This is a genomic window from Mesorhizobium sp. M8A.F.Ca.ET.165.01.1.1 (genome assembly GCF_004792065.1).
Classification (GTDB): Bacteria; Pseudomonadota; Alphaproteobacteria; order Rhizobiales; family Rhizobiaceae; genus Mesorhizobium.
In genome coordinates, this window is record NZ_SRTH01000001.1 from 530,029 (window position 1) to 555,834 (window position 25,806).

General features: G+C 64.5%; 28 protein-coding genes. 4 read left to right on the forward strand and 24 right to left on the reverse strand.

Annotation, left to right across the window (positions count from 1 at the left end):
* Positions 1-20: 20 nt before the first annotated feature.
* The 24 genes from EN808_RS02580 to EN808_RS02695 all read right to left on the reverse strand — a co-directional run bounded on the left by EN808_RS02580 (position 21) and on the right by EN808_RS02695 (position 22,330).
* Positions 21-1,280, reverse strand: coding sequence for a flagellar hook protein FlgE (locus tag EN808_RS02580; protein WP_135881293.1), 1,260 nt, complete (start codon positions 1,278-1,280; stop codon positions 21-23).
* 79 nt (positions 1,281-1,359) lie between these two features.
* Positions 1,360-2,028 (reverse strand): response regulator transcription factor, encoded by a 669-nt coding sequence (locus tag EN808_RS02585; protein WP_015315897.1) that lies wholly within the window; start codon positions 2,026-2,028, stop codon positions 1,360-1,362.
* A 223-nt stretch (positions 2,029-2,251) separates the two neighbouring features.
* Positions 2,252-2,839, reverse strand: a complete 588-nt coding sequence (locus EN808_RS02590; RefSeq protein ID WP_167531313.1) for a transglycosylase SLT domain-containing protein — start codon at positions 2,837-2,839, stop codon at positions 2,252-2,254.
* Positions 2,769-3,866 carry a flagellar hook-length control protein FliK gene (locus EN808_RS02595; RefSeq protein WP_245525019.1) on the reverse strand — a complete coding sequence of 366 codons (1,098 nt, stop codon included), beginning with the start codon at positions 3,864-3,866 and terminating at the stop codon, positions 2,769-2,771. Before EN808_RS02595 ends, EN808_RS02590 begins: the two co-directional genes overlap by 71 nt.
* Positions 3,867-4,144: 278 nt before the next feature.
* Positions 4,145-5,515, reverse strand: a complete 1,371-nt coding sequence (locus EN808_RS02600) for a chemotaxis protein MotC (protein WP_135915054.1) — start codon at positions 5,513-5,515, stop codon at positions 4,145-4,147.
* A complete protein-coding gene (locus EN808_RS02605; RefSeq protein ID WP_135915055.1) occupies positions 5,512-6,882 on the reverse strand; it encodes a MotB family protein in 1,371 nt (456 codons plus the stop codon). The genes EN808_RS02600 and EN808_RS02605 overlap by 4 nt, the downstream gene beginning before the upstream one ends.
* Entirely contained in the window at positions 6,879-7,499 is a 621-nt protein-coding gene (locus tag EN808_RS02610; protein ID WP_135915056.1) for a hypothetical protein, read from the reverse strand. The genes EN808_RS02605 and EN808_RS02610 overlap by 4 nt, the downstream gene beginning before the upstream one ends.
* A 3-nt stretch (positions 7,500-7,502) precedes the next feature.
* Positions 7,503-9,152, reverse strand: a complete 1,650-nt coding sequence (gene fliF, locus EN808_RS02615; RefSeq protein ID WP_135865559.1) for a flagellar basal-body MS-ring/collar protein FliF — start codon at positions 9,150-9,152, stop codon at positions 7,503-7,505.
* Positions 9,153-9,283: 131 nt separating this feature from the next.
* The gene (locus tag EN808_RS02620) at positions 9,284-10,348 is read right to left on the reverse strand and encodes a flagellin (protein WP_127277944.1); all 1,065 of its coding nucleotides are present in this window, start codon (positions 10,346-10,348) and stop codon (positions 9,284-9,286) included.
* Positions 10,349-10,625: 277 nt separating this feature from the next.
* A complete protein-coding gene (locus EN808_RS02625) occupies positions 10,626-11,612 on the reverse strand; it encodes a flagellin (RefSeq protein WP_127869874.1) in 987 nt (328 codons plus the stop codon).
* Positions 11,613-11,854: 242 nt separating this feature from the next.
* The gene (gene fliP / locus EN808_RS02630) at positions 11,855-12,586 is read right to left on the reverse strand and encodes a flagellar type III secretion system pore protein FliP (protein WP_027144757.1); all 732 of its coding nucleotides are present in this window, start codon (positions 12,584-12,586) and stop codon (positions 11,855-11,857) included.
* Entirely contained in the window at positions 12,583-13,077 is a 495-nt protein-coding gene (locus EN808_RS02635; RefSeq protein ID WP_135915057.1) for a flagellar basal body-associated FliL family protein, read from the reverse strand. Before EN808_RS02635 ends, fliP begins: the two co-directional genes overlap by 4 nt.
* Positions 13,078-13,112: 35 nt before the next feature.
* Positions 13,113-13,817 (reverse strand): flagellar basal body L-ring protein FlgH, encoded by a 705-nt coding sequence (gene flgH, locus EN808_RS02640; protein ID WP_127281130.1) that lies wholly within the window; start codon positions 13,815-13,817, stop codon positions 13,113-13,115.
* On the reverse strand, positions 13,814-14,395 hold the full coding sequence (locus tag EN808_RS02645) for a MotE family protein (RefSeq protein WP_189524041.1): 582 nt from the start codon (positions 14,393-14,395) through the stop codon (positions 13,814-13,816). Before EN808_RS02645 ends, flgH begins: the two co-directional genes overlap by 4 nt.
* Positions 14,396-14,397: 2 nt before the next feature.
* Positions 14,398-15,639 (reverse strand): flagellar basal body P-ring protein FlgI, encoded by a 1,242-nt coding sequence (locus tag EN808_RS02650; RefSeq protein ID WP_127275718.1) that lies wholly within the window; start codon positions 15,637-15,639, stop codon positions 14,398-14,400.
* Positions 15,636-16,184, reverse strand: a complete 549-nt coding sequence (flgA, locus tag EN808_RS02655) for a flagellar basal body P-ring formation chaperone FlgA (RefSeq protein ID WP_189524042.1) — start codon at positions 16,182-16,184, stop codon at positions 15,636-15,638. Before flgA ends, EN808_RS02650 begins: the two co-directional genes overlap by 4 nt.
* A 6-nt stretch (positions 16,185-16,190) precedes the next feature.
* Positions 16,191-16,979, reverse strand: coding sequence for a flagellar basal-body rod protein FlgG (gene flgG / locus EN808_RS02660; protein WP_127275716.1), 789 nt, complete (start codon positions 16,977-16,979; stop codon positions 16,191-16,193).
* A gap of 10 nt (positions 16,980-16,989) precedes the next feature.
* Complete coding sequence (locus tag EN808_RS02665; protein ID WP_189343701.1) at positions 16,990-17,313, reverse strand: flagellar hook-basal body complex protein FliE; 324 nt, start codon at positions 17,311-17,313, stop codon at positions 16,990-16,992.
* Positions 17,310-17,726 (reverse strand): flagellar basal body rod protein FlgC, encoded by a 417-nt coding sequence (gene flgC, locus EN808_RS02670; protein WP_127275715.1) that lies wholly within the window; start codon positions 17,724-17,726, stop codon positions 17,310-17,312. Before flgC ends, EN808_RS02665 begins: the two co-directional genes overlap by 4 nt.
* 2 nt (positions 17,727-17,728) lie before the next feature.
* Entirely contained in the window at positions 17,729-18,109 is a 381-nt protein-coding gene (gene flgB, locus EN808_RS02675) for a flagellar basal body rod protein FlgB (RefSeq protein WP_135915060.1), read from the reverse strand.
* Positions 18,110-18,264: 155 nt separating this feature from the next.
* On the reverse strand, positions 18,265-19,098 hold the full coding sequence (locus EN808_RS02680) for a hypothetical protein (protein ID WP_127275713.1): 834 nt from the start codon (positions 19,096-19,098) through the stop codon (positions 18,265-18,267).
* Positions 19,079-20,479 (reverse strand): flagellar protein export ATPase FliI, encoded by a 1,401-nt coding sequence (fliI, locus tag EN808_RS02685; RefSeq protein ID WP_135915061.1) that lies wholly within the window; start codon positions 20,477-20,479, stop codon positions 19,079-19,081. The genes EN808_RS02680 and fliI overlap by 20 nt, the downstream gene beginning before the upstream one ends.
* 1 nt (position 20,480) lies before the next feature.
* Entirely contained in the window at positions 20,481-21,206 is a 726-nt protein-coding gene (flgF, locus tag EN808_RS02690; protein ID WP_027144745.1) for a flagellar basal-body rod protein FlgF, read from the reverse strand.
* 2 nt (positions 21,207-21,208) lie between these two features.
* A complete protein-coding gene (locus tag EN808_RS02695; protein ID WP_127275711.1) occupies positions 21,209-22,330 on the reverse strand; it encodes a DUF1217 domain-containing protein in 1,122 nt (373 codons plus the stop codon).
* A 156-nt stretch (positions 22,331-22,486) separates the two neighbouring features.
* Between EN808_RS02695 and motA the strand changes: the two genes are divergently transcribed.
* The 4 genes from motA to EN808_RS02715 are packed head-to-tail and all read left to right on the forward strand — an operon-like array spanning position 22,487 to position 25,803.
* Positions 22,487-23,362 carry a flagellar motor stator protein MotA gene (motA, locus tag EN808_RS02700; RefSeq protein WP_015315920.1) on the forward strand — a complete coding sequence of 292 codons (876 nt, stop codon included), beginning with the start codon at positions 22,487-22,489 and terminating at the stop codon, positions 23,360-23,362.
* 32 nt (positions 23,363-23,394) lie between these two features.
* A complete protein-coding gene (locus EN808_RS02705; protein ID WP_127275710.1) occupies positions 23,395-24,342 on the forward strand; it encodes a FliM/FliN family flagellar motor switch protein in 948 nt (315 codons plus the stop codon).
* A gap of 17 nt (positions 24,343-24,359) precedes the next feature.
* On the forward strand, positions 24,360-24,746 hold the full coding sequence (gene fliN, locus EN808_RS02710) for a flagellar motor switch protein FliN (RefSeq protein ID WP_127275709.1): 387 nt from the start codon (positions 24,360-24,362) through the stop codon (positions 24,744-24,746).
* Between the two features lie 43 nt (positions 24,747-24,789).
* Positions 24,790-25,803 carry a flagellar motor switch protein FliG gene (locus tag EN808_RS02715; protein ID WP_127275708.1) on the forward strand — a complete coding sequence of 338 codons (1,014 nt, stop codon included), beginning with the start codon at positions 24,790-24,792 and terminating at the stop codon, positions 25,801-25,803.
* Positions 25,804-25,806: the final 3 nt, after the last annotated feature.

Consider the following 25,806-nt stretch of genomic DNA (forward strand, 5'->3'; position numbering starts at 1 on the left):
CTTTCACGGGCGGAGCCCGGTTATCTCTTCAGGTTGACAAGGACGTCCATCAGATCGGAACCGGTCTGGAAGACTTTCGAATTGGCGGTGTAGCTGCGCTGGGCCGCGATCATGTCGGTCAATTCCTCGGCGATATCGACGTTGGAATTCTCGAGCGCGCCGGAGATGATCGAGCCGGCCTTGCCTTCATTGGCAAAGCCGACACGGACCGCGCCGGACTCAGTGCCTTGCGCGTAGACGTTGCCAGGCAGCGCCTTGAGCTGGTCGGGGCTCTGCACGTCGGCCAGCGGAATCTTGTAGAGCGGCTTGGAGGTGCCATCCTTGTACTGAGCGTAGATGGTGCCATCCTTGCTGATCTGGATCTTGTCGATGGTGCTCGGCGCATTGCCGTTGACCTGGGCATCGGAAACGGTGAATCCGGTCCCGAGCTGGGTCAGCTTCGACAAGTCGAGATTGAGGCTGGCGCCACCCGGCACGGTGAATGAAATGCCTGTGGGTGTGCCGGTCAGCTTGCCCGTCGTGGTATCGAAGGTCAGGTTGGCTGAGCCGAGCGCGCCGCCGGCGGCGTAGGGAAAACCGGTTCCAGGCGTTGCCTTCGACTGATCGAAGACTGCTACCTCCCAGGTGCCGGTGCCGGTGTTGGTGAAATAGACGTCGAGCAGCTTCTTGTTGCCGAGATTGTCATAGGCGACCATCGACGTTTTCTGAGTGTACTGTGCGGTGGCGGCGTTGGCGCTGGGCAGGTTGGCGGCAGCGACCGGTGTCGCGCCCGCCGGCAGATTGCCACTGAAATTACCCTCGGTGCTCGGTGTCGCGGTCAGTCCCTGGTCGGAGATGACGACCGGCTCGAGACCTTCGAAGCCGTTCACTGTCGCCGCCGGCGTGCCATTGGCGTAGCTGTAGGCCATCAGCTGAAAGCCGGCGGCATTGACCAGCCGGCCCTGTGCGTCGGGCACGAAGGCGCCGGCGCGGGTCAGGAAAGGCGTGCCGCTGGGATCCTGGACGACGAAGAAGCCATCGCCGCTGACGGCAAGGTCGGAAACCGATGTCGTGTATTGAAGCACGCCCGGATCGCTGACCGCCTGGCGGATCGTCGTGGTGACGCCGCCGGAATTATAGGCGCCGCCTGTCGACGGCATGATCAGCGTCGAAAATTCAGCCGAGGACCGCTTGTAGCCGGTGGTGTCGGAGTTGGCGATGTTGTCGGCTGTCGTCGACAAGCGGTTTGCCTGTGCGTTCATGCCGGAAACGCCGGTCCGCATCATTCCGTAGAGGCTCATCGAGATGTCTCCGCAATATCCATGCCACTGGCTTCGAGGCTACGCGTCCTGTCTTGCGCGAGGCTGGCGCGGCGGCGCATCAGAACACGAGCCGGTAGCCGAGGAACCGCTTGGAATCGATAGGGTCGGTGCCCAGCTTCTCGCGCAGTTTCTTGCGCAACTTGCTGATGTGGCTCTCCACCACGTTCTCCTCGACCTCTTCGTCGAAGATGCCGTAGATGGCGTTGAACACCTGGGTCTTGGTGACGCGGCGGCCGCGGTTGCTCGCCAGATATTCCAGGATACGGCGCTCGCGGCGCGGCAAGGGCAAAGGCTGGCCGTCGATCTCGGGATCGCGGCCGTCCATGAAGATGCGCATGGCGCCGATCTCGGTATAGGCGACGTCCTCGCTGGCGCGTCGGCGGATGGCGGTGATGCGGGCCAGGATTTCGCGGATGTGCACCGGCTTGCGGATGACGTCGTCGACGCCGCTCTCGAACAACCGCAGCGTGTTTTCCAGCGAATGCTGCTCGCTGAGCGCAATGACCGGAGCCCCGGTGCGGTCGCGGATCTGGCGCGGCGAGATCGCGCCGTCACGGCAATCGCCGATCAGGAAGGCCCGGACCGAGCGCAGATCGGTGTCGGCGGCCGAGTTGACCCACTCGCCGAATTCGCCCGGTGCGAAACCGGCGCAGGCGATCCCCTCGCGGTCGAAAAGTGAATTGTAGCCCTCTGTCACGAGCTCTCGCTCGTCAACGATAACGATCATCGGCCCCGCCTCCGAATCAGCACATTTGCCCCGTGGGGAAAGGCGTATCCGCTGCCGGGAATCCTGAACAACCGTCATTTCTTATAACTAGTTTCTTGGGAGTCTGGAATCGGATCGGTTGCATTAGCGTGCAGCCAGATATGCTTGCGGGTGCAAGTCTTGACCAAGTCGTGCCGAACCGCTCCGCAGTCGGGGATTGATGTATTAGAAGCAGAAAATGCGCTTACGGGTTGCAGAAGGTCCGCGCATTCGTGGTCCATTTGCCAAAGCCGGTGGCAACCATGTTGGCGATCACCCTGCAGACATAGACCTTCTGCGCCGGGTCGTTGTCGGGACCGGCATGATAGCGGGCGACGGCCATCGACCAGGTCTCGTGGCGGGCATGGAGGCTGGCCAGGAAGCGCGCCGCGTAGTCGACGTTCTGGCGTGGGTCGAGCATGTCCTCGACGCTGCGGAAATGCGAGGCGTGGTAGTGATGGTTGATCTGCATGCAGCCGAGATCGATCAGCGTCTTGCCCTCGCGCTGGGCGTTGGCGAAGGCGGCAAGCGCTTCGGTTCGGCTTCTCGGAAAGACTGCTTTTCCTTCTATATTCAATGCGTTGGGCTGAAGACTGCCCTTGTTGCCGGTTTCCGTCAACCCGACGGCATAGAGGATGCCGGCGGGCACGCCATAGCGGTCGGCGGCACGCAGGATCTCGGGTTCGCAGGGATTGGTGGCGGCGCCGGCGCTGCTCGCGAGGCTAGATAAATATATCGCCGCCAGCGCGCTCGCGAGAAGGCGAAGCGACGCGGCCGTGTGTTTGCGCATCATCATGGCTACCCCTTGCGGAATGCTGACCCGACTGCTGGCCACCGGCCCCATTATTGCCGCCGCCGGAGTTTCCGGGCTGGAAGGATGATGGATCGCGGCCGGGTGCCGCGCTCACGGAGGCGGTTGTATCCGTCCGGGTTGTGGAGGTGACTGCAATCGATGGTTGCAGGATGGTCACCTTGTCAACCTCGAAACCGAGCCCGCGCAGCGACTTGACGATCGCTTCGCTGTCGCTGGAAAGCCGGCGATAGGCATCGTGTGTTTCGGGCTTCAACTCAATCGACAGTTGTTCTCCGGAGAGCCGAAGATGGGCCGTGACCATGCCCAGTTCGGCCGGGTGAAGTTCGATCTTCAAGACATGTGTCGGAACGGCAACAGAGCCCGCCAGCTGAGCGGTCGCGGACGCCGTGGCGAGCGCCTGGTTCGGGCCGCCGTCGGCTGAAATAGCGCCGATCACGTTGAGGGCCGCCTGGCTCATCGGGGCCTGCGGCGGCGCGGGGAAGCTGCGCTCGGAAACGACGTCGATGCGTGCCGCCGCCGACTGCTGTTTTCCTGGTTCGGACCGCAATGAAGACTGAAGGTCGGCGATGGATTTCAGCTGCGGCGCCGCCTGCTTCGTCTCCACGCCCGGCACCTCCGCGGATGTCTCGGGCAGGGGGCCGGCCTCGATCATGCCGTCGTGTCTTGGCGCGCCGGCGGCATCGCGGACGAGCTGACCGTCGAGTTTGGTCAACGGCCCGTCTGCGAGCGATACCCGCTCAGGCTTGGAGATGGGGTCGAGACCGTCACTCGCGGCGGCGGATTTCTGCCGATAGCCCTTCGAGGGAAGCTGTCCAACGACAGCGGCGTCCTGTCCTGTTTCGCCCGCGCTCGAGTCGGTCGACTTGGCTGACGTCGAGAAATGGCGCAGGTCATGAAACGCCATCAGCAGCGGCAGATGCTCGTCGAGCGCGGTTGCACGCGGTTCGATGGCCGACGCGTCGGCATCGGCATCCTTGTCCGTCCCGGTGTCCTTGCCGTCCTTCATGGATTTCGCGGCAGATGATCCACTCGGCGTGGTCCTTGCCTTGCCTGCGGGCATCGGCTCATCCTCGCCAGTCTTCGCCGCAAGGTCTGCCGCAAGCCTGCTCCAGCGCGGATCGCGAGAGCCGGCCTCGGCCGGTGGCTGCTTTTCCGAATTGGCAGGGCTCGCGCCGCCGTGCACCATCTTGCCGAAACCGGTGTCGTCCTTCTTTCCAGGCGCGGCCGGCTGCTCGGCCGTGCGCGCGGCGGTAAATCCTGGCAGGGCCGGGCCGAGGCTGGGGGTCATTTCGGGGCGGCTCCAAGCATCTGGTCGATCAGGTCGAGCTGTCGACGGGTTTTTGTCATGGCGGCGTCGGTCGGGTCTGTCGTGTCGGCGCTGGCCGAGGCCGCCGGCGCCGATGCCGGCAGGGCGGTTGCCGCGTCGGTTGCCGGCGCGGATGCGTTCGGCGCAGCAGGCGCGGCGGCCAGGGATGGCGCCACGGCCGGCCGTTCGGAGACGGCGCCCTCGACGGGGGGCAATCCGGCGGCATCAGTGGTCGGCACCGCCGCAACCTCCGGTTCGGGTGCCGGCACCACTGGTGCGGGCGCCGGGTTTGCGGCCGCAAGTGAGGCAGGCGGCGCCACCACTTCGCCGGCGATGGCCTGGGCCGCGTCGAGCAAGGCGCGGTCGCTGTCCGACAATTTGCCGCGGTCGATCTTGCCCAGTTTGGCGCGCACGTCCTCGATGGTATCGGAGGTCACCGTGGACAGGCTGGAATAGAGCAGCGCGCGCGGATCGCCCTGATTGGTGTTGCCGTCGCGACCCTGTTCGGCCCGTGCCGAGGCGAAGGCCGACAAGTCGCTCATGCCGTCAATCGCGGCGCGGCGGGCGATGCGCAGATAGATCACTTTCTCGCGCTCGGGATCCATCATCGAGGTGATGTCGGCAAGCTTGTCCTGGCTGATCGACATGTGCAGTGCGATGACGCCGGAGACGAAGGAGTCGGCGAACTGGCTGGCGTAAGGCGAATAGAGATAGCGCTCGACATATTGGGTCGAGGCAAGCGCGAACCGTGCCGCGTCGCCTTGCGTCACCGCAATGCCGACCGAGCGCCGCAAGGCTGCTTCCTCGACCAGAGTGCCGGGGCTGAGCAGCTTGGCCTCATCGAGCAGCATCAGCGCGGCGGCCGGCTGGTCCGTGGCGAGCAGTGACCCTTTGACCAAAGCGAGGAACGCGCCGAGATCGCTTGGCTGGGTCATCGGGTCGATCGGCCTCAAGGCTTCGATCGCCTCGCCGGGCCGGCCGTTCAGATAGCCGATCACGCCTTTGGCGATGGCAAGGTTCCGCGGATCGGAGGCGGCGCGCGATACGGCCGCGTCGACGGTCACCGGATTGCCGCCGCTCATGCCGTAGACCAGCAGCGCGCGAAAATTCTTGGGATCCTTGAAATCCTCGGCATCCGCGGCGCGCAACCGGGCATCGGTCATCTCGAGCAATTTGGCCTGCATCGGCATCGCGGCATGATCGCCGGCCGCGATACGGTCCTGGACGAGCTGCAACGAGCGCACCAGCTGATAGGGCTGCAGCGTATCCTGGGCGAGGCCCGTGGACGGACACGCCGCGGCCAGCAGCAACAGGCCTGTCAGGCGGCTGGTCAGCGCCCCCCTCTTCATCCGCCGGTCGCCATCAGGATCTCGATGCGGCGGTTGGCCGCCGACATCGGGTCTGCCGGATCCTTGGGCTGGCGATCCGCGAAGCCGGCAACCTCGGTGATACGGCGTTCATCGACGCCACCACGCACGAGCATGTAGTAGGCCGAATGCGCGCGCGCCGTCGACAGCCGCCAATTGTCGTAGCTGTCGCTGCGGAAAGGGCGCGCATCGGTGTGGCCGTTGATGCTGATGGTGCCCTTCTGGCTGTTGACGATGCGACCGATCTTTTCCATCGCCAGCACCAGTTCACGGCTCGGCACCGCCGATCCGACCTCGAACATGCCGAAGTCGAGCTGATCGGTGATGGAGATGACGACACCCTTGTCAGTGGCTTCGACCGAGACACCGTCATGCAGCTTGTCGCCGGGCTTGAAGGCATCGGCAAGCTGCTGCTTGACGTCGGCAGCCGCTTTCACCACGGCGGGGGTCGGAGCCTTGTCCGCCGCCTCGGGCTTTGCGGCCTCCTGCTGCGCGACGGCCTTGGGCGTATCCGCAGCCTTGCTGTCTCCAGCCTTGGCGTTGCCCGCCTTGGCATCCCCGGCTTTCACATCACCGGCCTTGGCCGTTGCCGCGGCGGCATCCTTGCCATCCCCGGCCAAGGGCTCCAGCGGTGCGTCCTTGATCGGTGGTGCCGGCGGCACGGCCTTGACCTTGGCGATCTGTGTCTCGGCAGCCTTGTCGCCGGGCTTGAGCGGATCGCCCTCGACCCTGGGGCGCTGGGCACTCGCCTCGGCGCCAGGTGCGGCGACCTGCTGCGACCAGAAGTCAGGCTCGAAGGGATCGCGGTAGGACGCGCCGCCCGAGGCGCCCGTCGCCGGACCAGAATTCTGCGCGCCGCCGTCGCCTTTCTGGCTGACATTCTGCATGACGCCGGTCTCCGTGGCGATCTCCGAGAGCACCGCATAGGGGTCGGCGAAGAGATGCTCGTCGGACTGTTGCGACTGCTGCGGTTCCTGCTTGTCTTGCTTGCGGTTGGATGAGCCCGCGGCGCCGCTGCCGTCCTGCCCGGCCTTGGTTGTCGCTTCCTGCGGTTTGTCTGCCATCAGCCCGACCGAGCGCGGCCCATTGCCGAGATCCTGGAGGCCCTTACGGCTCGACTCACGGTCGACCAGCTTGACGGGATTGAAGTAGCTGGCGACGGCCGCCTTGGTTTGTTCGTTGGCGGCATTGATCAGCCACATGACCAGGAAGAAGCACATCATCGCGGTCATGAAGTCGGCGAAGGCGATCTTCCAGACGCCGCCATGATGACCTTCGTCGTGGTCGTCATGCCCGCGCCGCACGATGATGATCTCGTGCCTGCCGTGATCGGCATCGGCGACGCTCATGACAGGACCTCGGAAAGGGTTGCCGACCATTCGGCCATGCGCGTCTCGAACACGGCCTCGTCGATGGTGACCGTCAGGTCGAAGCCGGGCGCCTCGATGAAGTCGAGATTTTCGGCGCGCGGCCCAAGCGATGCCTTCAGCGTTTCGAACAGCGAGAGCGGCCCGCGGACGGCGATGCGCACGGCTTCGCCATCGCGAACGGCTTCGCGGATCGCGCCGGCGAGCGCTTCAAGCGAGCGCTTGCGCAGATCGTCGCTGACAACGCCGCCGATGACGCGGGCGACCGTGGCGCCGACAAGATCCGTCACGCGCGCCTCCATGGCGTCGAGCCGCGACGAAACCGCCTTAGCGACATCGCCACCGAACCTGTCGAGAAACGCCCTCGCTTCCTCGGCATTTGCCTGCCGTTCCGCTTCCAGCGCTGCTTGATGGGTCGCGGCAAGCCGTTCGCCGAGCGCCGCCTCCGCCTGGGCAACCGCCTCGGCGATCAGCGTGCCGATATCGGCCGGCGGTGCCGCCGCCTCGGGCTTGTGCTCGGCGGCGGGCTGGGGCTGGCTGGCGCGTTGCGCGCGCGTGCCGAAGTCCGGAAGAAGATCGAAGAGGGCTGCGGAGGGCATGGTCTACGCCGCGACTTCCTGGGCCGCCCATTTGCGCAGGATCTGCGCGGTGCGTTCCTCGTTGATGTCGACCATGCGGGCAAGCCGCTCCTGCGGGGCCGGCCTGATCTTCTGGCGCAAATCGTCGAGCGGGGTGGCGCCGGCACGCGTGCCGGGCAAGGCGCCGACGGCGGCACCCGCATCGGCCGAAGCGGCTGCCTCCGGGGTCGGCAGAGAGCGTTGGACTTCATCGAAATTGGGGCCTGCTATGGCGGGCGTCGCCTTGGCCGTCAGCGCGGCCGCCATCGGCCGCAAGCCGAAGAAGGCGACCAGGAACACCACGACAATGAAGGCGCCGGCATTGATCAACGTGCCGGCATGCTGGCCGATGGAATCGAGCATTCCCCCCTGCGGGATCGCCTCGCCGTCCAGCCCGTCGATGAACTCGACCGCCGAGACGTCGATGACGTCGCCACGCTTGTCGTCGAAGCCGGTGGCGGAACTCACCATCTTCTGGATTTCGGCGACGCGCTTGGCGATCTGGTCGGGCGTCGCGTCCTTGCCCAGGATCGCCTTCAGCCGGTCCTGGTTGACGACGACTGCGATCGACATCTTGGTGACGCTGTAGCCATTGGAGACGGTGGCGATCTTCTTGGAGTTGATCTCGTAATTGGTGATTTCCTCCTTGCGGTCGTTCGCCGAGGAGGTCTGCGGACCCTCGGTGCTGGTCGCCTGGGTCTCGGGCAGGTTCTGCTCGACGCTGGCCGGGGTGGAGGCCTGTTTCTGATTGCTGTTCTCGTTGGCGCGCACCGACTGCACCGAGCGTTCGACGCGGGACTCCGGATCGAAGATCGTCTCTTCGGTCTGGCGGGTGTCGGTGTTGACGTCGGCCTTGACGCTGGCGCGGAAATTGTCAGGCCCGAGATAAGGCGTCAGCGCGCGGCGGATGTTGTCGCCGATCTGCGCCTCCACGGTCTGCTCGACGCCGAGGGTGCGGGCGGCGCTGGTGTTGGAGGGATCATCGCCCGCGGCCAGCAGATTGCCGTTGGAATCGAGCACCGTCACCTTGTCGGCCGACAGGCCAGGGACGGCGGCGGCGACGAGGTGGCGGATCGACATGGCGCTCTTCTCCGCGTCGATGCCGGAGTAGCGAATGACGACCGAGGCGGATGGCTGCTGTTCATCGCGGCGGAAATTGGCGCGCTCGGACATGACGATGTGGACGCGTGCCGCCTTGATGCCGGCGATGGACTGGATGGTGCGGGCGATCTCGCCTTCGAGCGCACGCACGCGGGTAATCTGCTGCATGAAGGAGGTGAGGCCCATCGCGCCGACATTGTCGAACAGCTCGTAGCCGGCATTGGCGCTGGTCGGCAGGCCCTTCTCGGCAAGCAGCATGCGGGCCTGCGCCGTGGTGCCGGCCGGCACCAGCACGGAGGTTCCGTCGGAGCCGACGTCGAAGCCGATGCCAGCCTCGCCCAGCACGAGGCCGATCTGGTTCACGTCGGAGCGGTCGAGCCCGACATAGAGCGTGTCATAGGCCGGGCGGTTGAGGTAGACCGAGGCAATGCCGATGACGCCCATCACCAGGACAGCGATGCCCGCCAGCATGGCGAGGCGCCTGACGCCAAAGCCGCGGAGATTCGAGATGATGCTCTGGATCTGTTGCGGCACGGTTGAGCGACTCCCAGCATGACTGTCCGCCGGAACACTAAGCCTCGAAGCTTGTGCGAAAATGAAATCGGGCCGCGCTTGCGGCGCGGCCCGTGAGTTGGAAGTCGAAGTATCCGTCGGCTAAGGCTGAACTAGCCGTTCTTGAACAGCGACAGGATCGACTGCGAGGAGCTGTTGGCGATAGACAGCGACTGGATGCCGAGCTGCTGCTGCACCTGCAGCGCCTGGAGGCGGGTCGATTCCTTGTTCATGTCGGCATCGACGAGCTGGCCGACGCCGCGGTCGATGGAGTCCATCAGGCTCTGCGTGAAGGTCTTCTGCAGATCGATGCTGCTCTTGGCCGAACCGAGGATGGTGGCCTGGTCGGTCAACTGAGCCATGACGTTGTCGATCTTGCCGATCATCTGGGTGATGATGTCGTCGGTCACGCCGGCCGCGGTGATGTCGAGATTGAACGCGGAGACGTTGTCGATCTTCGTGGCCGTGCTCGCCGCGGCCGCGGTCTGGCCAGCGGTGTTGGCGGCGGCGTCCGTGCCGCCGCCAGCGAGTGCTGTCGCATAGGCGGCGTCATACAAGGCCTGGGCGGCGGCGGTGGAGTAGACCGAGGTCTGGCGGTCGAGCGTGCCCTGGTTCTTGACGACGGCAGGAAGGCCGGAATCGAACAGCTTGGTGCTCTCCAAATTGATGTCGATCGTTCCGAGCGAGATGGCGCCCGAGGAGGAGCGATTGAAGGACGAGACGATCTTGGCGTCAGATTGGACGCCACCATTGGCGGCGTTGGACGTCACCGAAAGATAATTCGAACCCGAAAAGGTGGCGGCGTCGGCGAAGGACTTCATCTGCGCCTGAAGCGTCGTGATCTCGGTCTGCGTCTTTGCCTTGGCGGCTGCCGTCTGGCCAATGGTCGAAAGCAACTTGGTCTTGATCTTGCCGATCGTATCCAGCGCATTGTTCATGCCGGTATAGGCAATGTCCACTTTCGAGGCGCCGAGGCCGAGCGCGTCCTGCACTGTCGACAGCGCCTGGTTGTCGGAGCGCATCGTCGTGGCGATCGACCAGTAGGCGGCGTTGTCGGATGCTTCGGAGACCCTGTAACCGGTCGAGATCCTGGCCTGGGTCTGCTCGAGCGACTTGTTGGTGGCGTTAAGGCTTTGAAGTGCGGTCAACGCCGCGGCGTTTGTCATGATGCTCGCCAAGAAACTCGCTCCTTTTTTCAGACCGGTCTTTCTCAAAGACCGGCGTTGCCCTCGCGAGCCGCTCGACCCGCCCCTGGATTGCCGCCACCCCGATCGGGCCGATTCGGCAATCCGTTGTAGTCATTGGTTAACCATGACTAGCTCGTTATGGTTAATGGCCTGTTAAAAGCCAGCTTCAGAGGGTTAAGGAACGAGGGTTGCGCGGGGCTGGAGCAAACGCAAAACGGGCCGCGCTTTTGGCGCGGCCCGTTTGCCTGGTTTGGTCGGTCGAGAGGGATCAGCCGCGGAAGAGCGACAGGATCGACTGCGAGGAGCCGTTGGCGATCGACAGCGCCTGGACGCCGAGCTGCTGCTGAACCTGCAGAGCCTGGAGGCGGGTCGATTCCTTGTTCATGTCGGCATCAACGAGCTGGCCCACGCCGCGATCGATGGAGTCCATCAGGCTCTGCGTGAAGGTCTTCTGCAGGTCGATGGAGCTCTTGGCGGCGCCGAGCTTGGTAGCGGCGGTCGTCATGTCCTTGAGCGCGGCGTCGACGACGGTCATCATCTGCGAGATCTGAGCGTCGCTGGCGGCCGTGGTGCCTGAGAAGATGGCCAGGCTGGCGACCGAATAGGTATCGCCGGCAACGATAGGGCCACCAAGGGTCGGGGCCTGTGCTGTGGTGGTTGCAGCGCCAGTGGTGCCAAGGCGGGCTGTGTCGAGGATACCCTTGGCGGTCGGCGCGGCGCCGGAGTCATAGAGCTTGATGCTTTCGACTTTGACGTCGATCGTCGAGATCGAAACCGCGCCGGCGGAGGTGCGGTTGAAAGCCGAAACGACCTTGACGTCGGCTGCCGTGCCCGAGGCGGTGGACACCGACAGCATGTTGGTGCCGGAGAAGGTGGCGGAGTCGGCGTAACCCTTGAGCTGTGCCTGAAGGGCGGCGATTTCGACCTGGGTCTTTTCCTTGGCGGCGTCGGTCTGACCGTAGGACGCGGTCAGCTTCTGCTGGATCGAGTTGATGGTGGTGATCGCGCTGTTCATGCCAGTGTAGGCGGTGTCGACCTTCGAAGCGCCGAGGCCGAGCGAGTCCGAAACGGTGGACATGGCCTGGTTGTCGGAGCGCATCGTGGTGGCGATCGACCAGTAGGCGGCATTGTCCGAAGCCTGGGAGACGCGATAGCCCGTCGAGATGCGGGACTGGGTGGTGTCGAGGCTCTTCTGGGTGGCGTTCAAGCTCTGCAGCGCGGTCAACGCTGCGGCGTTGGTCATGATACTGGCCATGGCTACTCGTACCTTGTTTTTACAGGTGTTTTTTGCATACCGGTTTGTCCGGTATGACGGAGCGGCATCATGCCAATGACCGTTGCGTTTGGGTCACCCGCCATCTGCGAGCGACTATGGCGGCGAGTCCCTACCAAAGGACTAAATCGGACGGTTAATCGAAAATAATTCGGAGAAAATTCGATGATGCTCGCGCCGCCCGGTTCCTCGGGCGCGCGATGCCTGATGTCGAGCGCGGACGATCAGGTGAAAGAGCGCACCAGGCTGCCGACGAGCAGGTTCCAGCCGTCGATCAGGACGAAGAACAGGATCTTGAACGGCAGCGACACCACTGTTGGCGGCAGCATCATCATGCCCATCGCCATGGTGATGGTGGCCACGATCAGGTCGATGACCAGGAATGGCAGCACGATCAGGAAGCCGATCTCGAAGCCGCGGCGAATCTCGGAGATCATGAAGGCAGGCACCAGGATGCGCAGGTCGACCGTCTCCTTGGCAACGACCTGGCCGCGCTCGCGGGCGAGGTCGGCGAAAAGGTCGAAGTCCTTGTCGCGCACATTGTGCAGCATGAAGGTGCGGAAGGGATCGGAAATCTTCTCGAAGGCCTCGGTCTGGCTGATCTGATTGTCCATCAACGGCTTGACGCCGGTGTTCCACGCCTGATCGAAGGTCGGCGCCATGACATAGAAGGTCATGAACAGCGACAGCGAAATGAGGATGAGGTTCGCCGGCGTCGATTGCAGGCCGATGCCGGCACGCAGGATCGAGAAGGCGATGACGAAGCGGGTGAAGCTCGTCACCATGATCAGCAGCCCCGGCGCCACCGACAAGACGGTAAGCAGGCCGAACATCTGAATGATGTAGCCGACGGTGGTGCCGTCGGCCTTGCCGATGCCGCCAAGGTCGAGTTGCTGGGCCGCCGCGACGGAGGTGGCGGCACCGATCAGTACCGCGGCAAGAAGGAATTTTCTCATTCGAGCAGCAATGTCCTGACAAGAACCTGTTTGACGTGCCCCTGACTGCGGATCGAGGCGCGTTCGTCGAGATCGGCCTTCAGGTGCTGGTAGCCACTGGCGCCTTCGATCTGGTGCATTTTCAGGGTGCGCACGAAAGCCAGAAGATCCTGTTGAATATCCTCCGCCATGGCCGGCGGCTGCGGCGCGTCATAGACCACGGATACTTCCATCCTGATCCATGTATCGGCAGGCGAGGCGATATTGGTGGTGATCGGCGCCAGCGCGACAAGGGTCGGGCCCGTGCCCGGCTGTTGGGTGGCGGCGGGCTGCGCGACCTTGCCTTCATTTTCAGGCGCAACCGGCACCGATGATGGTGCGCCGACGCCTTTGAGATAGCCACCCGACATCCAGCCCATGCCGATGGCGGCGGCCGTCACCACGAGCAGCATGGCGCCCTGGATGGCAAGGGAAGGACCCTTGCGAGGCTGAACCTGTTCGACATTGGCCACGGTGCGTTGCTCTCCAATCCCCAGAAGGCCAAGAACTAGAACGGAAGAACCTGGTCGAGGACCTGCTGGCCGTAGGCCGGCTGCTGGACCTCACTGACGCGACCGCGCCCGCCGTAGGAGATCCGCGCCTCGGCGATGCGTTCATAGGAGATGGTGTTCTCCGCGCCGATGTCCGACGGACGCACCATGCCGGCGATGGTGAGCACCCTGAGTTCGTAGTTGACGCGCACTTCCTGCGAACCCCTGATCATCAAATTGCCGTTGGGCAGGACCTCGGTGACGACGGCGGCGACGTTGAGCTCAAGGTTCTCCGAGCGCTTGATTTCGCCGTCGGCGTTGGTCTCGGTGCTGGAGCTCAAGCCGGCGTCGCCCTTGCCGCTCGTGCTGTTGCCTTCCCATCCCAGCGTGACGTCATAGCCCAGCTTGCGCGCGGCAGTCCGGCTCCTGTCGTTCTGGTTCTTGAAGTTGGCCTTGTCGTTGAGCTTGATCCTGACGGTCAGGATGTCGCCTTCGCGCAGCGCCCTGGGATCGGTGAACAGCCGGCTCTGACGATCGTCCCACAGAGAGAACTTCTTGACCGGCGTGGCGGGCGGCTGAGGATAGCTGTAGGGCGCTGCCCCGTCGCTGCCGATGCCCGACCCGACCGGCGACATGGTCGGTTCCCTGCCGATCTCCTTGAAGTTGGTTCCGCAGCCCGACAGCGCTGCGGCCGCGCACAGGATGAGCATTTTGCGGATCATGACGGATCTACCCTTCGGGCTGCGCTGGCCATGATGCCGGTGAGCGTCGCCGCCGCCTTCTGGTCCATTTCGTTGAGGATGACGCCGGCCTTGCGTGAATCGAGCTTCATCAGGATGGCCGCGGCGAGCTCCGCATTGACGATTGCCAGGCGTTCGGCAGCCGCATCGGGCTTCATGCCGGCATAGATCTTGACGACGCCGTCCTCGGCCCTGGCCAGGAACACTTCGCGCCGCTTCAGCCAGGTCTCGTATTCGGCTTTCTTTGCGTCCAGCGCCTTCATGCGCTCGTCAATGCCGGCCTGCAGCTGCTTCAACTCCTCCGCCTGCAAGGCATAGCGGCGGTCGCGGGCGGCGTCGGCGATGTTGGAGCAGAAGCGCTCTATCTCGCTTTGGTCCGGCGCTTTCTCCCGCGTCAATTGCTGCGGCGCGACCGTGGGCTGCCCACCGGGCAGAACCTGCCGCACGGCATCGTCCGCGTGTGCGCCGCCAAGGACAGGCATGGCCGCCATCGCGGCCGCCAACAGGAAGATGCGGGAGCGGCGTCTTTCACGGGACGAGAGGGAGGAGATCATCGGCATCGCTATTGGAGAACCAGATCGGCTTGCAGGGCGCCGGCCGACTTGATGCCTTGCAGGATGGCAATGATGCCGTCCGGCTTGACGCCGAGACGATTGAGGCCGGAAACGAGGGTTTGCAGGTCGGGTCCATCGAGCACGGCAACGCGGGCGTCGGGCCGGCTGGCATCGATGGCGGTGAACGGCTCGACGGCGGTTTCACCCTTGGAGAAGGGTTCCGGCTGCACGACGCGCGGCGCTTCCGTGATGCGCACCGTCAGCGTGCCGTGGCTGATGGCGACACGCGAGATCTTGACGTCGTTGCCGATGACGATGGTGCCGGTGCGCTCGTCGATGACGACGCGAGCCGGCGTGTCGGACTCGACCACCAGATTCTCGATCTCGGCATAGAAGCGGGCCGCCGACACGCTCTTCGGCCGCCTGATCTGCACGGTGCGGGAATCGCGCTCGGCCGCCACGCGCATGCCGAAGCGCTGGGCGGTGTAGTCGTTGATCGCATCGGCGATGCGGATGGCGGTCGAAAAATCTGGATTGCGCAATTGCAGCGTCAGCGTCGACTGGTCGTCGAATTCGGCCTTCACCTGCCGCTCGACGATGGCGCCGTTCGGCACGCGGCCGGCGGTCGGCACGCCTTGCGTCAACTGCTCGGCCTGGCCCTGCGCAGTGAAACCGGAAACGATGACCGCGCCCTGGCCGACGGCGTAAATCTCGCCGTCCGCCGCCTTGAGCGGCGTCATGATCAGCGTGCCGCCGGCAAGCGAGGTGGCGTCGCCCATCGAGGAGACGTCGATGTCGATGCGTGCGCCCGACTGCACATAGGGTGGCATGTTGGCGGTGACGATGACGGCGGCGACGTTCTTGGCGCGCGCGCTGCCGCCTTCGGTGGCGATGCCGAGATTTTCGAGCATGGCGCGGATCGACTGTTCGGTGAACGGCGAGTTGCGCAGGCTGTCGCCGGATCCGGCGAGCCCGATGACGAGGCCGTAGCCGACGAGCTGGTTGTCGCGCGAGCTCTGCAGCTGCGCGATGTCCTTGATGCGCGAGGCGACCTGGCCTGGCGGCAGCGAACTCGGCCCGGGCGAAACGCGGAACATGCGCGTGGTGGTGGCCGGATCATATTCCGGATCGTCGTAGACACCGCCATTCTTGGCGGCGAGCTCGCGCTTGGCCTTGGGCGTCAAGCCATCGGCCAGCGCCGGCTGCAGGCCAAGTGCCGCCGCGAGCAGAAGGGCAAACGGCCGCATCATGAAGCGCCGACCTGGATGGTGCCGTCGGCCATCACCGTGCCGGAGAGGATCTTGCCGCTGTCGCTGTTGCGAACCTTGATGAAGTCGCCGGCCGAGCCCGGTTGCAAGGTCACGGCGGTGGCCGTGATCGTCAGCCCGCCGGCGATGAAGAAGACCTGCACGGCCGCACCCTGTTCGACCAGCCAGGCCTCGCGGATGGCGGCGGAAGGAATGTAGCGGCCCGGCAGCAGCGTGCGCTTGGCGATCTTGCCCTGGAGTTCCTCGGAACGGGTCGCCACCGCATCGGGCTTGTGCTTGCCCGTGATGAGGGTGATCTGTTTCAGCGCGGCGAGTTCGATGGTCTCACCGGGATAGATGACGCGGTTGGGAATCAGCACGACCTCGCCGGCGGGCTGATTGGTGGCAAGCTGGTTGGCCGACTGGCCCGTCGATTGGCTTGCCGATTGACTCGTCGATTCCTGGGCGAAAGCCGGCATGCCGCCGGCCACCAGCGCAAGGGTCAGCGCGGCGCGGCGGAATGCGGAGCGGGAGATCGGCATGGCCATCATCCGTTACCTGATGTTCTTGGACACAACGGAGGCCATGTCGTCGGCGGCCTGGATGACCTTGGAATTCATCTCATAGGCGCGCTGCGCCGAGATCAGTTCGGTGATTTCCTTGACCGGATCGACGTTGGAAGCCTCGAGATAGCCTTGCTGGATGGTGGCGAAGCCTGGATCGCCGGGCACGCCGACATTGGCGGGACCGGAGGCTGTCGTTTCCTGGAACAGATTGTCGCCGAGCGGTGCCAGGCCTGCCTCGTTGGCGAAGTTGACGATCTGGAGCTGGCCGAGATTCTGCAGGTCGGTCTGACCGTCGATGCGGGCAAAGACCTGGCCGGTCTTGTTGACGATGACCTCGACCGCGTCGACCGGCACGGTGATGGCCGGAATGACGTTGGCGCCGTCGACCGTCACCAGCTGGCCGGTGGCGTTGGTGTTGAAGGCGCCGGCGCGCGTATAGAGCGTGCCGCCATCCGCACCTTCGATCTGGAACCAGCCCCTGCCGGTGAGCGCCATGTCGAAACTGTTGCCGGTGCTGGTCAGCTCGCCCTGTGTGTGGACGTTGCGCACCGCGGTCGTCTTGACGCCGAGACCGATCGAAACGCCTTCCGGCACCAGCGATGCGTTGGAACGGTTCGGCACACCTTGCGTGCGATCGACCTGGTAGAGCAGGTCGGAGAATTCGGCGCGCGCGCGCTTGTAGCCGGTGGTGTTGATGTTGGCGATGTTGTTGGCGATGACTTCCAGATTGGTCTGCTGGGCATTCATGCCGGTGGCGGCGATGGCGAGTGCTTTCATGGCCTGCTCCTCAGATGCCCATACGACTGACTTCGAGATATGCCGAAACGACCTTGTCGCGGATAGCAACGGCGGTCTGCAGCGCCTGCTGGGCGCTCATCACGGCATCGACCACCTGGCGGGTGTCGGCGTCGCCCTTGAGCGCCTGCAGCGACACCTGCTCGGCATTCTGCATGGTGCTGACGGTCTTGGAGGCTGCCTGGCTCACCGCCTCGGCAAAGGAGGTGCCGAGGTTTCCCGATGCCGCCGGCGCAACGCCACCCTGCAGCAGGTCGGTGGCCGTGTCGCCCAGCCCAGGCTTCAGGTTAAGCGCGCCGATGCCGTTGACGATCATTGGTTCCTCATCAGGTCGATGGTCATTGAAATGAGGTCGCGCGCCTGCTTCACGACTTGCAGGTTGGCCTCGTAGGAGCGGTTGGCCTCGGTCATGTCGGCCATTTCGATCAGCACGTTCACATTGGGCATCTTGACATAGCCCTTGTCGTCGGCGGCCTCGTTGCCGGGCTGGAATTCGACGGGAAAGTCGCTCGGGTCGCGGTCGATCGAGTTCACCTCAACGGTCGAGCTGCCGGAGGCCCGGTCGAGTTCGGAGACGAAGCTGATGGTCTTGCGGCGATAAGGGTCGGCGCCCGGCGTGGTTCCCGTCGACTGGGCGTTGGCGAGGTTTTCCGAAACCACGCGCAAGCGCTCGGACTGGGCGCCGAGGCCTGATGCTGCGACTTTGAGGGCTGCGGTCAGCGCGTCCATGGTCAGCTCTTCACCGCCATCATCATCATTGAATGAAATGCCTTGACGATGGCCGTGTTGAGCTCGAAGGAGCGGCGCACCTCGCCGGCCTTGAGAAGCTGGTCTTCAAGCACGACCGTGTTCTTGGACGGCAAGAGCACGCCGTCGTCGTCCTGCGGCTTGATGGCGAAGCCAGCATTGGTGGCAGCGCTGCCAAGATGGCCGGGCTCGGTGATCTCAAGCGACACCGCGGTACGGTCGAGCACCTTCTCGAAAGGCTCGACATCGTTTGCCGTGTAGCCCGGCGTGTTGGCATTGGCGATGTTGCCGGCCACGGCCGACTGACGCACGGACAGCCACTGCGCTTGCTTGGCGGCGAGATCGAAAAGGGAAACAGGCTCCATGGGAATCTCCGGGCATGTGCCCAAAAGACTAGGCCGCCAGTCTTGCGTGGACCTTGCGGACGGTCGCTAGAGCAGGATGCCGAAAAGTGTGAAGCGGTTTTCGGACGATATTCTGCTCTATCTTGGATCCGGCTCTGGGCAAGGCCGAGACGGCCTTACCTGGAAAGCTCGATCACCTGGTTGGCGCTGGTGAGCATGACCCATTTGCCGTTGCGCTGTTCGATCGCCGAGACCTTGCTGGAATCCGGCAGCGTTGAACCGCGTTGGACCATCCACAGGCCGGTGTCGTCCTCGATCATGGCGCGGCCGTTGGCGACATGGACCATGCGGAACTTCGCGATATCGGCGGGGAAGGGCTGGTCGCCGGGCGGCTCCGTTTTGGCATCGTCCTGCACCGCGCCGGTGGCGAGCAGGTCGACACCTGCGTTGGGAACGTCCTTGGCGGTCAGCGGCGCGCTGCGTGCCGCGACCACGCCGCCGCCCACGCGTCCTGAATTGGTGCCGGTGCCGCCGAACTTGATCGCCTGAACGCCGAACTGGTCCTGGTTGAAGAAAATGTACCAGGGAAACAGAGCGCAGATCAGGCCGAGCGTGATGCCGAGCGCGGCGATGACGACGTCGCTGCGACGGTCCGCCTTCTTTCGCAATTTTGGAAATTGCGCCTTTGGCGGTTGCGGCCATTCGGCGACCGGAAAAAGGTCTTCGATCAGCAATTCGCGGCTGGCCTGCATCATCTCCGGAGCATCGACGCCGGGAGCCACATGCGTTGATGAAAGGGCGGTCCGGCCCAGAACAGGTTCGGATCTGGGGAGAGCCGGTTTGACGGCCCTGGCCAGAACAGCCGCGGTCCTGGCAGCAATGGCGCCGGCGGCGTTTGCTTTGGCGACCCTGGCCTCCTCCGCTCGAGCCTGCTCCGCGGCGTTCGCCTCGGCGATCATCTCGTTCAGGAGGCGCTCCGTGTACTGGCGTTCAGTCTCCTGGTTCGACATTCTGCTTTCCCTTGAGATGGCGGGCAAGGTCGGAGAACGGATCGGCGGACGGACGGTCCCTGGGTGATTGCGTCAGCGCCTCATAGATCAGGGGCACCTGGCGCACCGCCATGTCGAGTTCGGCGTCGACGCCGCCCTGATAGGCGCCGAGCAGGCGGATGTCGCGGGTGTCCTCGAAGCGGGAGATCATCGACTTCAGCCGCGTCACCAAGGCTCGCTGCTCGATGCTCCAGGCCTTGCCTGCCAGCCGCGATATGGACGACAGCGGATTGACGGGCGGATAGCGGCCCTGTTCGGCGATCGCGCGGTCGAGCACGACATGGCCGTCGAGAATGCCGCGCACGGAATCGGCGACCGGATCATTGTGGTCGTCGCCGTCGACCAGCACGGAAATGATGGCGGTTATAGAGCCTTTACCTTCGGCCCCGGGGCCGGCGCGCTCGAGCAGCTTGGGCAGTTCGGTGAAGACCGAGGCGGGATAGCCGCGCGCGACCGGCGGCTCGCCGGTTCCCGTCGCCACCTCGCGCAGCGCGTGAGCGAAGCGGGTGATCGAATCCAGCACCAGAAGCACACGGTGGCCCTGGTCGCGAAAATGCTCGGCCACACGCATGGCGGTGTCGGGCGCGCGCCGGCGCATCATGGCGCTCTCGTCGCTGGTGGCGACGACGGCGACGGTCTTGGCCATGCTGTCGCCGATCGTGTCCTCGAGGAATTCGCGGACCTCGCGGCCACGTTCCCCGATCAGCGCCACGACGACGGTGTCGAACGCGTCGGCGCCGGCGAGCATGGCTAACAGCGTCGACTTGCCGACGCCGGAGCCGGCGAAAACGCCCATGCGCTGGCCAAAGCAGAGCGGCGTGAAAATGTCGATGACCTTGACGCCGGTCATGAAGGCTGTGCCGACACGCTGCCGCGCCATGGCGCCGGGCGTCGCGGCTATCGCCGCCATGTCGTCGCCCCTCATCAAGGGCGGACCACCATCGATCGCCCGAGTGAGCGCGTCGATGGCGCGGCCGCGCCACGAGGCATGCGGCGCCACCGCGAGCGGACCCCTGCGGAACACGGCATCGCCGATGCCGGCGTCGGCACTGCGTTCGAAGGGGGCGATCACAACCTCGTCACGGCTGATCTTGACGATCTCGCCGCGACGCGCGCCGGCCTGGCCGCGCTGCTCGACAATGTCGCCCAGCCGGGTGAAATCGGAAAGGCCGCGCGCCTTGTAGTGCGTGGGCGTGACTTCGGTGACGAGGCCGCCGCGCTTGACCAGCCCGTCACCATCGCCGAAGCGTCTGATGACCCGCTCCAAAGCGGCAAGCCGATCTTTCGGCGCCGGCTGGAGCTGTCTTTCGGGTGCGCGGATGGATGGCTGCTCTGACGACATGCTACGACTTCGAGCCGAGCGTCTTTATCGCCTCATCGGTGGAGGAATCGGTCTGCCGCATCAGCGCGGCGGTGTTCTCGAAGGCGCGCTGGACCATGATCAGCCGAGTCATTTCCAGCACCGGATTGACGTTGGATTCCTCGACGAAACCTTGCGCTATGCCGACATCGGAACGGTCGGTGACCGGTTCGGGCGTGCGTGCGGGCACAATGCCGGAATTGCCGTAGCGCACGAAATTCTGGCCCGGGTCGAAATTGTAGAGGCCGATCGAGCCGACGAGCTGTTCGTTCTGGCGCAGCGAGCCGTCGGCGCCCGCCTTGGGCGGGCCGTTGCGGGGATCGAGCTGGATCGGCGCGCCGCCGGCGTCGAGCACCGGGTGGCCCTCGACCGACATCAGCTCGCCATTCTCGTTCATGGAGAAGCGGCCGTCGCGAGTCATGACGGTGCCGGCCGGCGTGTCGATGGCGAACCAGGCGTCGCCCTGGATGGCGAAATCGAATGGGTTGCCGGTTTCTGTCATGGCGCCGTGAGCCCCCGACAGATAGGTCTTGCCGGAGGAAGCGAACGATACCGACTTCTGCCCTGCACCCGACACCACATCCTCGAATTTCACGCCGGTGGCGCGAAAGCCGACGGTGCTGGCGTTGGCGACATTGTCGGCGATCGTATCGAGCCGCCGCTCGAGGGCCATCTGCGCGGAGAGGGCGACGTAAAGACTGTCTCGCATGATCAGAACTTCAGTTTCTGCATGGCCATCATCAGGTCGGTGGAGATGCCCGATGTGACCGGTTTGGCGAAGAGCACGCTGATCGATGTCACGGCCGTCGAGGTCGGGTTGTTGATCTCGTACATGCTGGTGAAGCGGGTCAGGAACTTGTTCAGTTTCACGGGATCCGTGAAATCCGAGATGTCGAGCTTCTGCTCGAACAGTTGCGCCTGCTTGTCGATGTCGGCGGTGGCGAAGGAATCAGGCAGCCCCAGCGCGGTGCGCACCACGCTGGCCAGCGCGGTGTCGGCCAACACGTCGTACCAACTGGTGATGTCGGGCGCCTTACGGTTGAAATAGAGCGCCAGCCGCACGCCCTCATTGGTTTGGCCGGCATCCTCTTCCAGCGTCTGGCGCATGTATTTGTCGACGGTCGGCTGCTGCGCCGGATTGATGGTGGTGGCATTTTCGCCGTATTGTTCGAAGTTGAGGGCCGTGGCCAGTCCCGCGTAAGCCGGGTTCGTCTGCTTGTTGGCGACACTGTTGGGGTCGCGCACGCCACCCTGCAGGACCTGCTTGATAAGGTCCTTGTTCTCCGTCGCCGAATCGAGGCCGTACGCCGCCAGCGCGTAGGTGTAGAGCCGGCTGTTCGACATCAGATCGTCGACCGACTTCACCTTGGTGATGTTGGCAAGATAGTAGGTCGTCTCGCCCTTCACATAGGCGGAATTCGGATCGAGGCCGGCGATTTGCGCCTGCGTGGCGTAGTTCTTCGCCACCAGCTGCTGCGCCTTGTTGTAGATGGTCGCATCGGCACCGTTGGCGGCGAAGTTGAAGGCGGTGACGAACGCGGCGTAGCGCTTGTCGGTGAGCTTGTTGGCGAAACTGTTGGGGTTGGAAACGCCTTCCTTGAGCGCCTTGACCATGAACGCCTTGGCGTAGTCCATGTCCCCCAGCCCGTAGGCCTTCATGGCATATTTGAACAAGCGGTCGTTGTTGACGAAATCGTCGATCGATTTCACCTTGGTGATGTTGGCGAGATAATATTTGGTATCGCGATCGACCGTCGGCTGTTGCTCGATACGGTCGATCGACTTGTTGATGTCTTTGGTGATCAACTGGTAGCTGGTATAGGTACTGAGCAAGGACGCGCCTCCGGCCGAAGCTATGCCAGCACAATAAGCGCACTTCCTTGCGCGAAACTGAATCGCCAACATTCGGCCCATGGCGGCTCCGATTCAAGCCTCACACAAGGCACGGGGGCTATCCCTTGTCCGACGTGAAATGCGGAAGGACCGGTCGTGGGCATTCTGATTGGACTTGTGGTGACGCTCGGCTGCGTCCTTGGCGGCTTCATGGCCATGGGCGGGCATCTGCACGTGCTGGTGCAGCCATGGGAAGCCGTGGTCATCTGCGGCGCCGCGCTCGGCACCTTCCTGGTCGCCAATCCGATGAAGACGGTCAAGGATACCGGCAAGGGCATTCTCGAAGCTTTCAAGCAGGCTGTGCCGAAGGAGCAGGACTATCTGGAAACGCTTGGCGTGCTGCACAGCCTGATGCGCGAGCTGCGCTCCAAGTCGCGCAGCGAGGTCGAGGCGCATATCGACAATCCGGAGGAGTCGGCGATCTTCCAGGCCTTTCCGACCGTGCTCAAGAATCACGACCTGATGAATTTCATCTGCGACTACTGCCGCATCATCATCATCGGCAATGCCCGCTCGCACGAGATCGAGGCGCTGATGGACGAGGAAATCCAGACCATCAAGTCCGACAAGATGAAGGCCTATCACGCGCTGGTCGCGGTCGGCGACGGCCTGCCGGCACTCGGCATCGTCGCCGCCGTGCTCGGCGTGGTCAAGGCGATGGGAGCGCTCGACCAGTCGCCGGAAATCCTCGGCGGCCTGATCGGCGCCGCGCTGGTCGGCACCTTCCTCGGCATCTTCCTGTCCTATGCGGTGGTCGGGCCTGTCGCCACCAAGATCAAGACGGTGCGCGAGAAGAAGAACCGCCTCTACATCATCGTCAAGCAGACGCTGCTCGCCTACATGAACGGCGCGCTGCCGCAGGTGGCGATCGAGTTCGGCCGCAAGACCATCTCCTCCTATGAGCGGCCGACCATCGACGCCGTCGAGCAGAGCACGATGAACACCGGCAGCGCCGAGAAGAAGGCCGCCTGAGCGATGCGCGACAGACCGGTGCCAAAACTGTCATGACGAGTCCGGGCAGTCCCTCGCAAGCGCGTTCGCTGATCATCGAGCGCCTGGTCGGCGACAGCGGCGAGGCCGACCAGGTCATCGACGCCGGCCGCGCCATGGCCGAACGGGCCGTACCGCTGCTGCAGAAGGCGCTCTCGAGCGAGCTTGGAACTCCCGTGAGCGTCGACCTCAGGACCGTGGAAATCAGCCGTGTCCCCGAGGCGCGTTCGCGCGCCGGCGAGACGTTCGCCATGACCGTTGTCGGCTCACCGGCATCCTCCGATGCGATGACCCTCGTCATCGACGCTGCCGCGATCGCGATCATCGTCTCGACGCTGTTCGGCGGCGACCCGGACATGCCGGTGTCGCCGATCGAGCGCGACCTGTCGCAGATCGAAGCCGATGTCTCGTCCATGGTGTTCCAGGAGGTTGCGCAGGCGCTGAACGGATCGGGGCAGCGCTCGCTCGAACTGCGGCTGCCCGCGCCGCGCGCAATGTCGGGCCTCGAGGCCAGGCGGCACGTGTTGCGCGACGGCGCCGCGATCCGCATCGTCCTCGGCATCTCGACGCCGGTCGACAGCGGCTCGATCACGGTGATGATGCCGCAGCGTATCGTGCTGGCCGGCCGCGACGGTACGGCCGGCGTCAGCGAAGACGATCACGGCACCAGCTGGCGGGCTCGCTTTTCGGAAGAGGTGATGCGCTCGACCGTGGCGCTCGAAGCCACCATGCCGCTGACGCGGCTGACGCTTGGGGACCTCGCCAATCTCGAAGTGGGCCAGGTCATCGATTTCGATGAGACGGCGCAATCACGGGCTCGCCTCGGCGCGCGCGGCCAGACGCTGTTCGTATGCGAGTTCGGCAAACTGGGGCAGAATTACACCGTCCGAATCAGGCATCCTTTCGATGCCGGGCAGGACTTCATCGATGGGCTCATGCCGGCCGGTGCCGGGCGCGCCTGAGCTTTTGGAGACGACGCATGGCCAAGACCAAGGTAGAACCAGAGCTCGACCAGCCGGACGAGCAACTCGATCGCGCCATCGAGGAATTGCGCGGGGTCCTGCATGAGGAAGAGCAGCGCCCCGAGATGGCAGCCAGGGCCGCGGCATCGGCCAATTCCAGCGTCATCATGAATATCCCCGTCGATGTCCAGATCATCCTCGGCAGCACCGAGATGGCGGTTGCCGATCTGATGGCGCTGCAGAAGGGTTCGACGGTCGCGCTCAACCGCCGCATCGGCGAACCGGTCGATGTCGTGGTGAATGGCCGCAAGATAGCGCGCGGCGAGATCACCGTGCTCGAAAGCGACCCTTCGCGCTTCGGCATCAGGCTGACCGAAATCATCGCCGGCACGAAGGGCGCCTAGACATGGCTGGCAGGGCTTGCCGATGGCAGCGGAGGCGAAAGGCATGACAACGCCGCTGACGACCCTGACACGCGCACAGAAGGCGGCCGCCATACTGGTGGCGATGGGCAAACCGTCCGCCAGCCGCCTGCTGAAATTCTTCAAGCAGGAAGAGCTGAAGGCGCTGATCGAGGGCGCCCGGCTGCTCAGGACCATTCCGCAGAGCGATCTCGAGCGTATCGTCGCCGAATTCGAGGCCGAGTTCACCGAAGGCGCGGGCCTGCTCGATTCCGCCGACAGGATGGACACCATCCTCAACGAGTCGCTCTCGCCCGAAGAGATGAGCGCCATCATGGGCAACAAGAAGCCGGAGGCTGCGCCCGAAGGGCCGCCGCCGATCTGGCCCGATCTCGAAAAGCTCGAACCCGCGCGGCTCGGCGCCTTCCTCGCGGGCGAACATCCGCAGACGGCGGCCATGGTGCTGTCGAAACTGGCGCCGCAGGCGGCGGCAAGCGTGCTTTTGACGCTGACGAAGCCAATGCGCGGCGAAATCATCAAGCGCATGGTGACGATGGCCAACGTTCCGGCCGCCGCCACCAGGATCGTCGAGAACAGGCTGCGCGCCAGCGTGCTGTCGGACACCTCGACCAAGGACACGTCGGCCGGGCAGGCGCGCGTCGCCAGCGTGCTCAACGAGTTGGAAAAGCCCCTGCTCGACGAGGTCATGCAGGATCTCGAAGCCGCCGGCACGCCCGACCTCGACGGTGTTCGGGCCCGGCTGTTCGCTTTCGACGACCTGCCGCTGCTCACCCAGAAGGCGCGCGTGCTTTTGTTCGACGGGCTGTCGACCGAGCTTGTCACGCTGGCGCTGCGCGGCACGTCGGCGGCACTGGCCGAAGCGGTGCTGTCGGCGATCGGCGCCCGCTCCCGGCGCATGATCGAGGCCGAACTCGGGCAAGGGTCGGAGGGTGTCCCCGCCGCCGACATCATGGCGGCACGCAAGACGATCGTGACCACCACCATCCGGCTGTCGCGCGAAGGCGCATTCGAACTTCCCTCGACGCAGAACGCCGCCTAAGGC

Excerpts from the sequence above, each read along its gene's own strand:
- EN808_RS02580 (WP_135881293.1), bottom strand. The coding sequence starts at position 1,280 with ATGAGCCTCTACGGAATGATGCGGACCGGCGTTTCCGGCATGAACGCA.
- EN808_RS02585 (WP_015315897.1), bottom strand. The coding sequence starts at position 2,028 with ATGATCGTTATCGTTGACGAGCGAGAGCTCGTGACAGAGGGCTACAAT.
- EN808_RS02590 (WP_167531313.1), bottom strand. The coding sequence starts at position 2,839 with ATGATGCGCAAACACACGGCCGCGTCGCTTCGCCTTCTCGCGAGCGCG.
- EN808_RS02595 (WP_245525019.1), bottom strand. The coding sequence starts at position 3,866 with ATGAAGGACGGCAAGGACACCGGGACGGACAAGGATGCCGATGCCGAC.
- EN808_RS02600 (WP_135915054.1), bottom strand. The coding sequence starts at position 5,515 with ATGAAGAGGGGGGCGCTGACCAGCCGCCTGACAGGCCTGTTGCTGCTG.
- EN808_RS02605 (WP_135915055.1), bottom strand. The coding sequence starts at position 6,882 with ATGAGCGTCGCCGATGCCGATCACGGCAGGCACGAGATCATCATCGTG.
- EN808_RS02610 (WP_135915056.1), bottom strand. The coding sequence starts at position 7,499 with ATGCCCTCCGCAGCCCTCTTCGATCTTCTTCCGGACTTCGGCACGCGC.
- EN808_RS02625 (WP_127869874.1), bottom strand. The coding sequence starts at position 11,612 with ATGGCCAGTATCATGACCAACGCCGCAGCGTTGACCGCGCTGCAGAGC.
- fliP (WP_027144757.1), bottom strand. The coding sequence starts at position 12,586 with ATGAGAAAATTCCTTCTTGCCGCGGTACTGATCGGTGCCGCCACCTCC.
- flgH (WP_127281130.1), bottom strand. The coding sequence starts at position 13,817 with ATGATCCGCAAAATGCTCATCCTGTGCGCGGCCGCAGCGCTGTCGGGC.
- EN808_RS02645 (WP_189524041.1), bottom strand. The coding sequence starts at position 14,395 with ATGCCGATGATCTCCTCCCTCTCGTCCCGTGAAAGACGCCGCTCCCGC.
- EN808_RS02650 (WP_127275718.1), bottom strand. The coding sequence starts at position 15,639 with ATGATGCGGCCGTTTGCCCTTCTGCTCGCGGCGGCACTTGGCCTGCAG.
- flgA (WP_189524042.1), bottom strand. The coding sequence starts at position 16,184 with ATGGCCATGCCGATCTCCCGCTCCGCATTCCGCCGCGCCGCGCTGACC.
- flgG (WP_127275716.1), bottom strand. The coding sequence starts at position 16,979 with ATGAAAGCACTCGCCATCGCCGCCACCGGCATGAATGCCCAGCAGACC.
- EN808_RS02665 (WP_189343701.1), bottom strand. The coding sequence starts at position 17,313 with ATGATCGTCAACGGCATCGGCGCGCTTAACCTGAAGCCTGGGCTGGGC.
- flgC (WP_127275715.1), bottom strand. The coding sequence starts at position 17,726 with ATGGACGCGCTGACCGCAGCCCTCAAAGTCGCAGCATCAGGCCTCGGC.
- flgB (WP_135915060.1), bottom strand. The coding sequence starts at position 18,109 with ATGGAGCCTGTTTCCCTTTTCGATCTCGCCGCCAAGCAAGCGCAGTGG.
- EN808_RS02680 (WP_127275713.1), bottom strand. The coding sequence starts at position 19,098 with ATGTCGAACCAGGAGACTGAACGCCAGTACACGGAGCGCCTCCTGAAC.
- fliI (WP_135915061.1), bottom strand. The coding sequence starts at position 20,479 with ATGTCGTCAGAGCAGCCATCCATCCGCGCACCCGAAAGACAGCTCCAG.
- flgF (WP_027144745.1), bottom strand. The coding sequence starts at position 21,206 with ATGCGAGACAGTCTTTACGTCGCCCTCTCCGCGCAGATGGCCCTCGAG.
- EN808_RS02705 (WP_127275710.1), top strand. The coding sequence starts at position 23,395 with ATGACGAGTCCGGGCAGTCCCTCGCAAGCGCGTTCGCTGATCATCGAG.
- fliN (WP_127275709.1), top strand. The coding sequence starts at position 24,360 with ATGGCCAAGACCAAGGTAGAACCAGAGCTCGACCAGCCGGACGAGCAA.
- EN808_RS02715 (WP_127275708.1), top strand. The coding sequence starts at position 24,790 with ATGACAACGCCGCTGACGACCCTGACACGCGCACAGAAGGCGGCCGCC.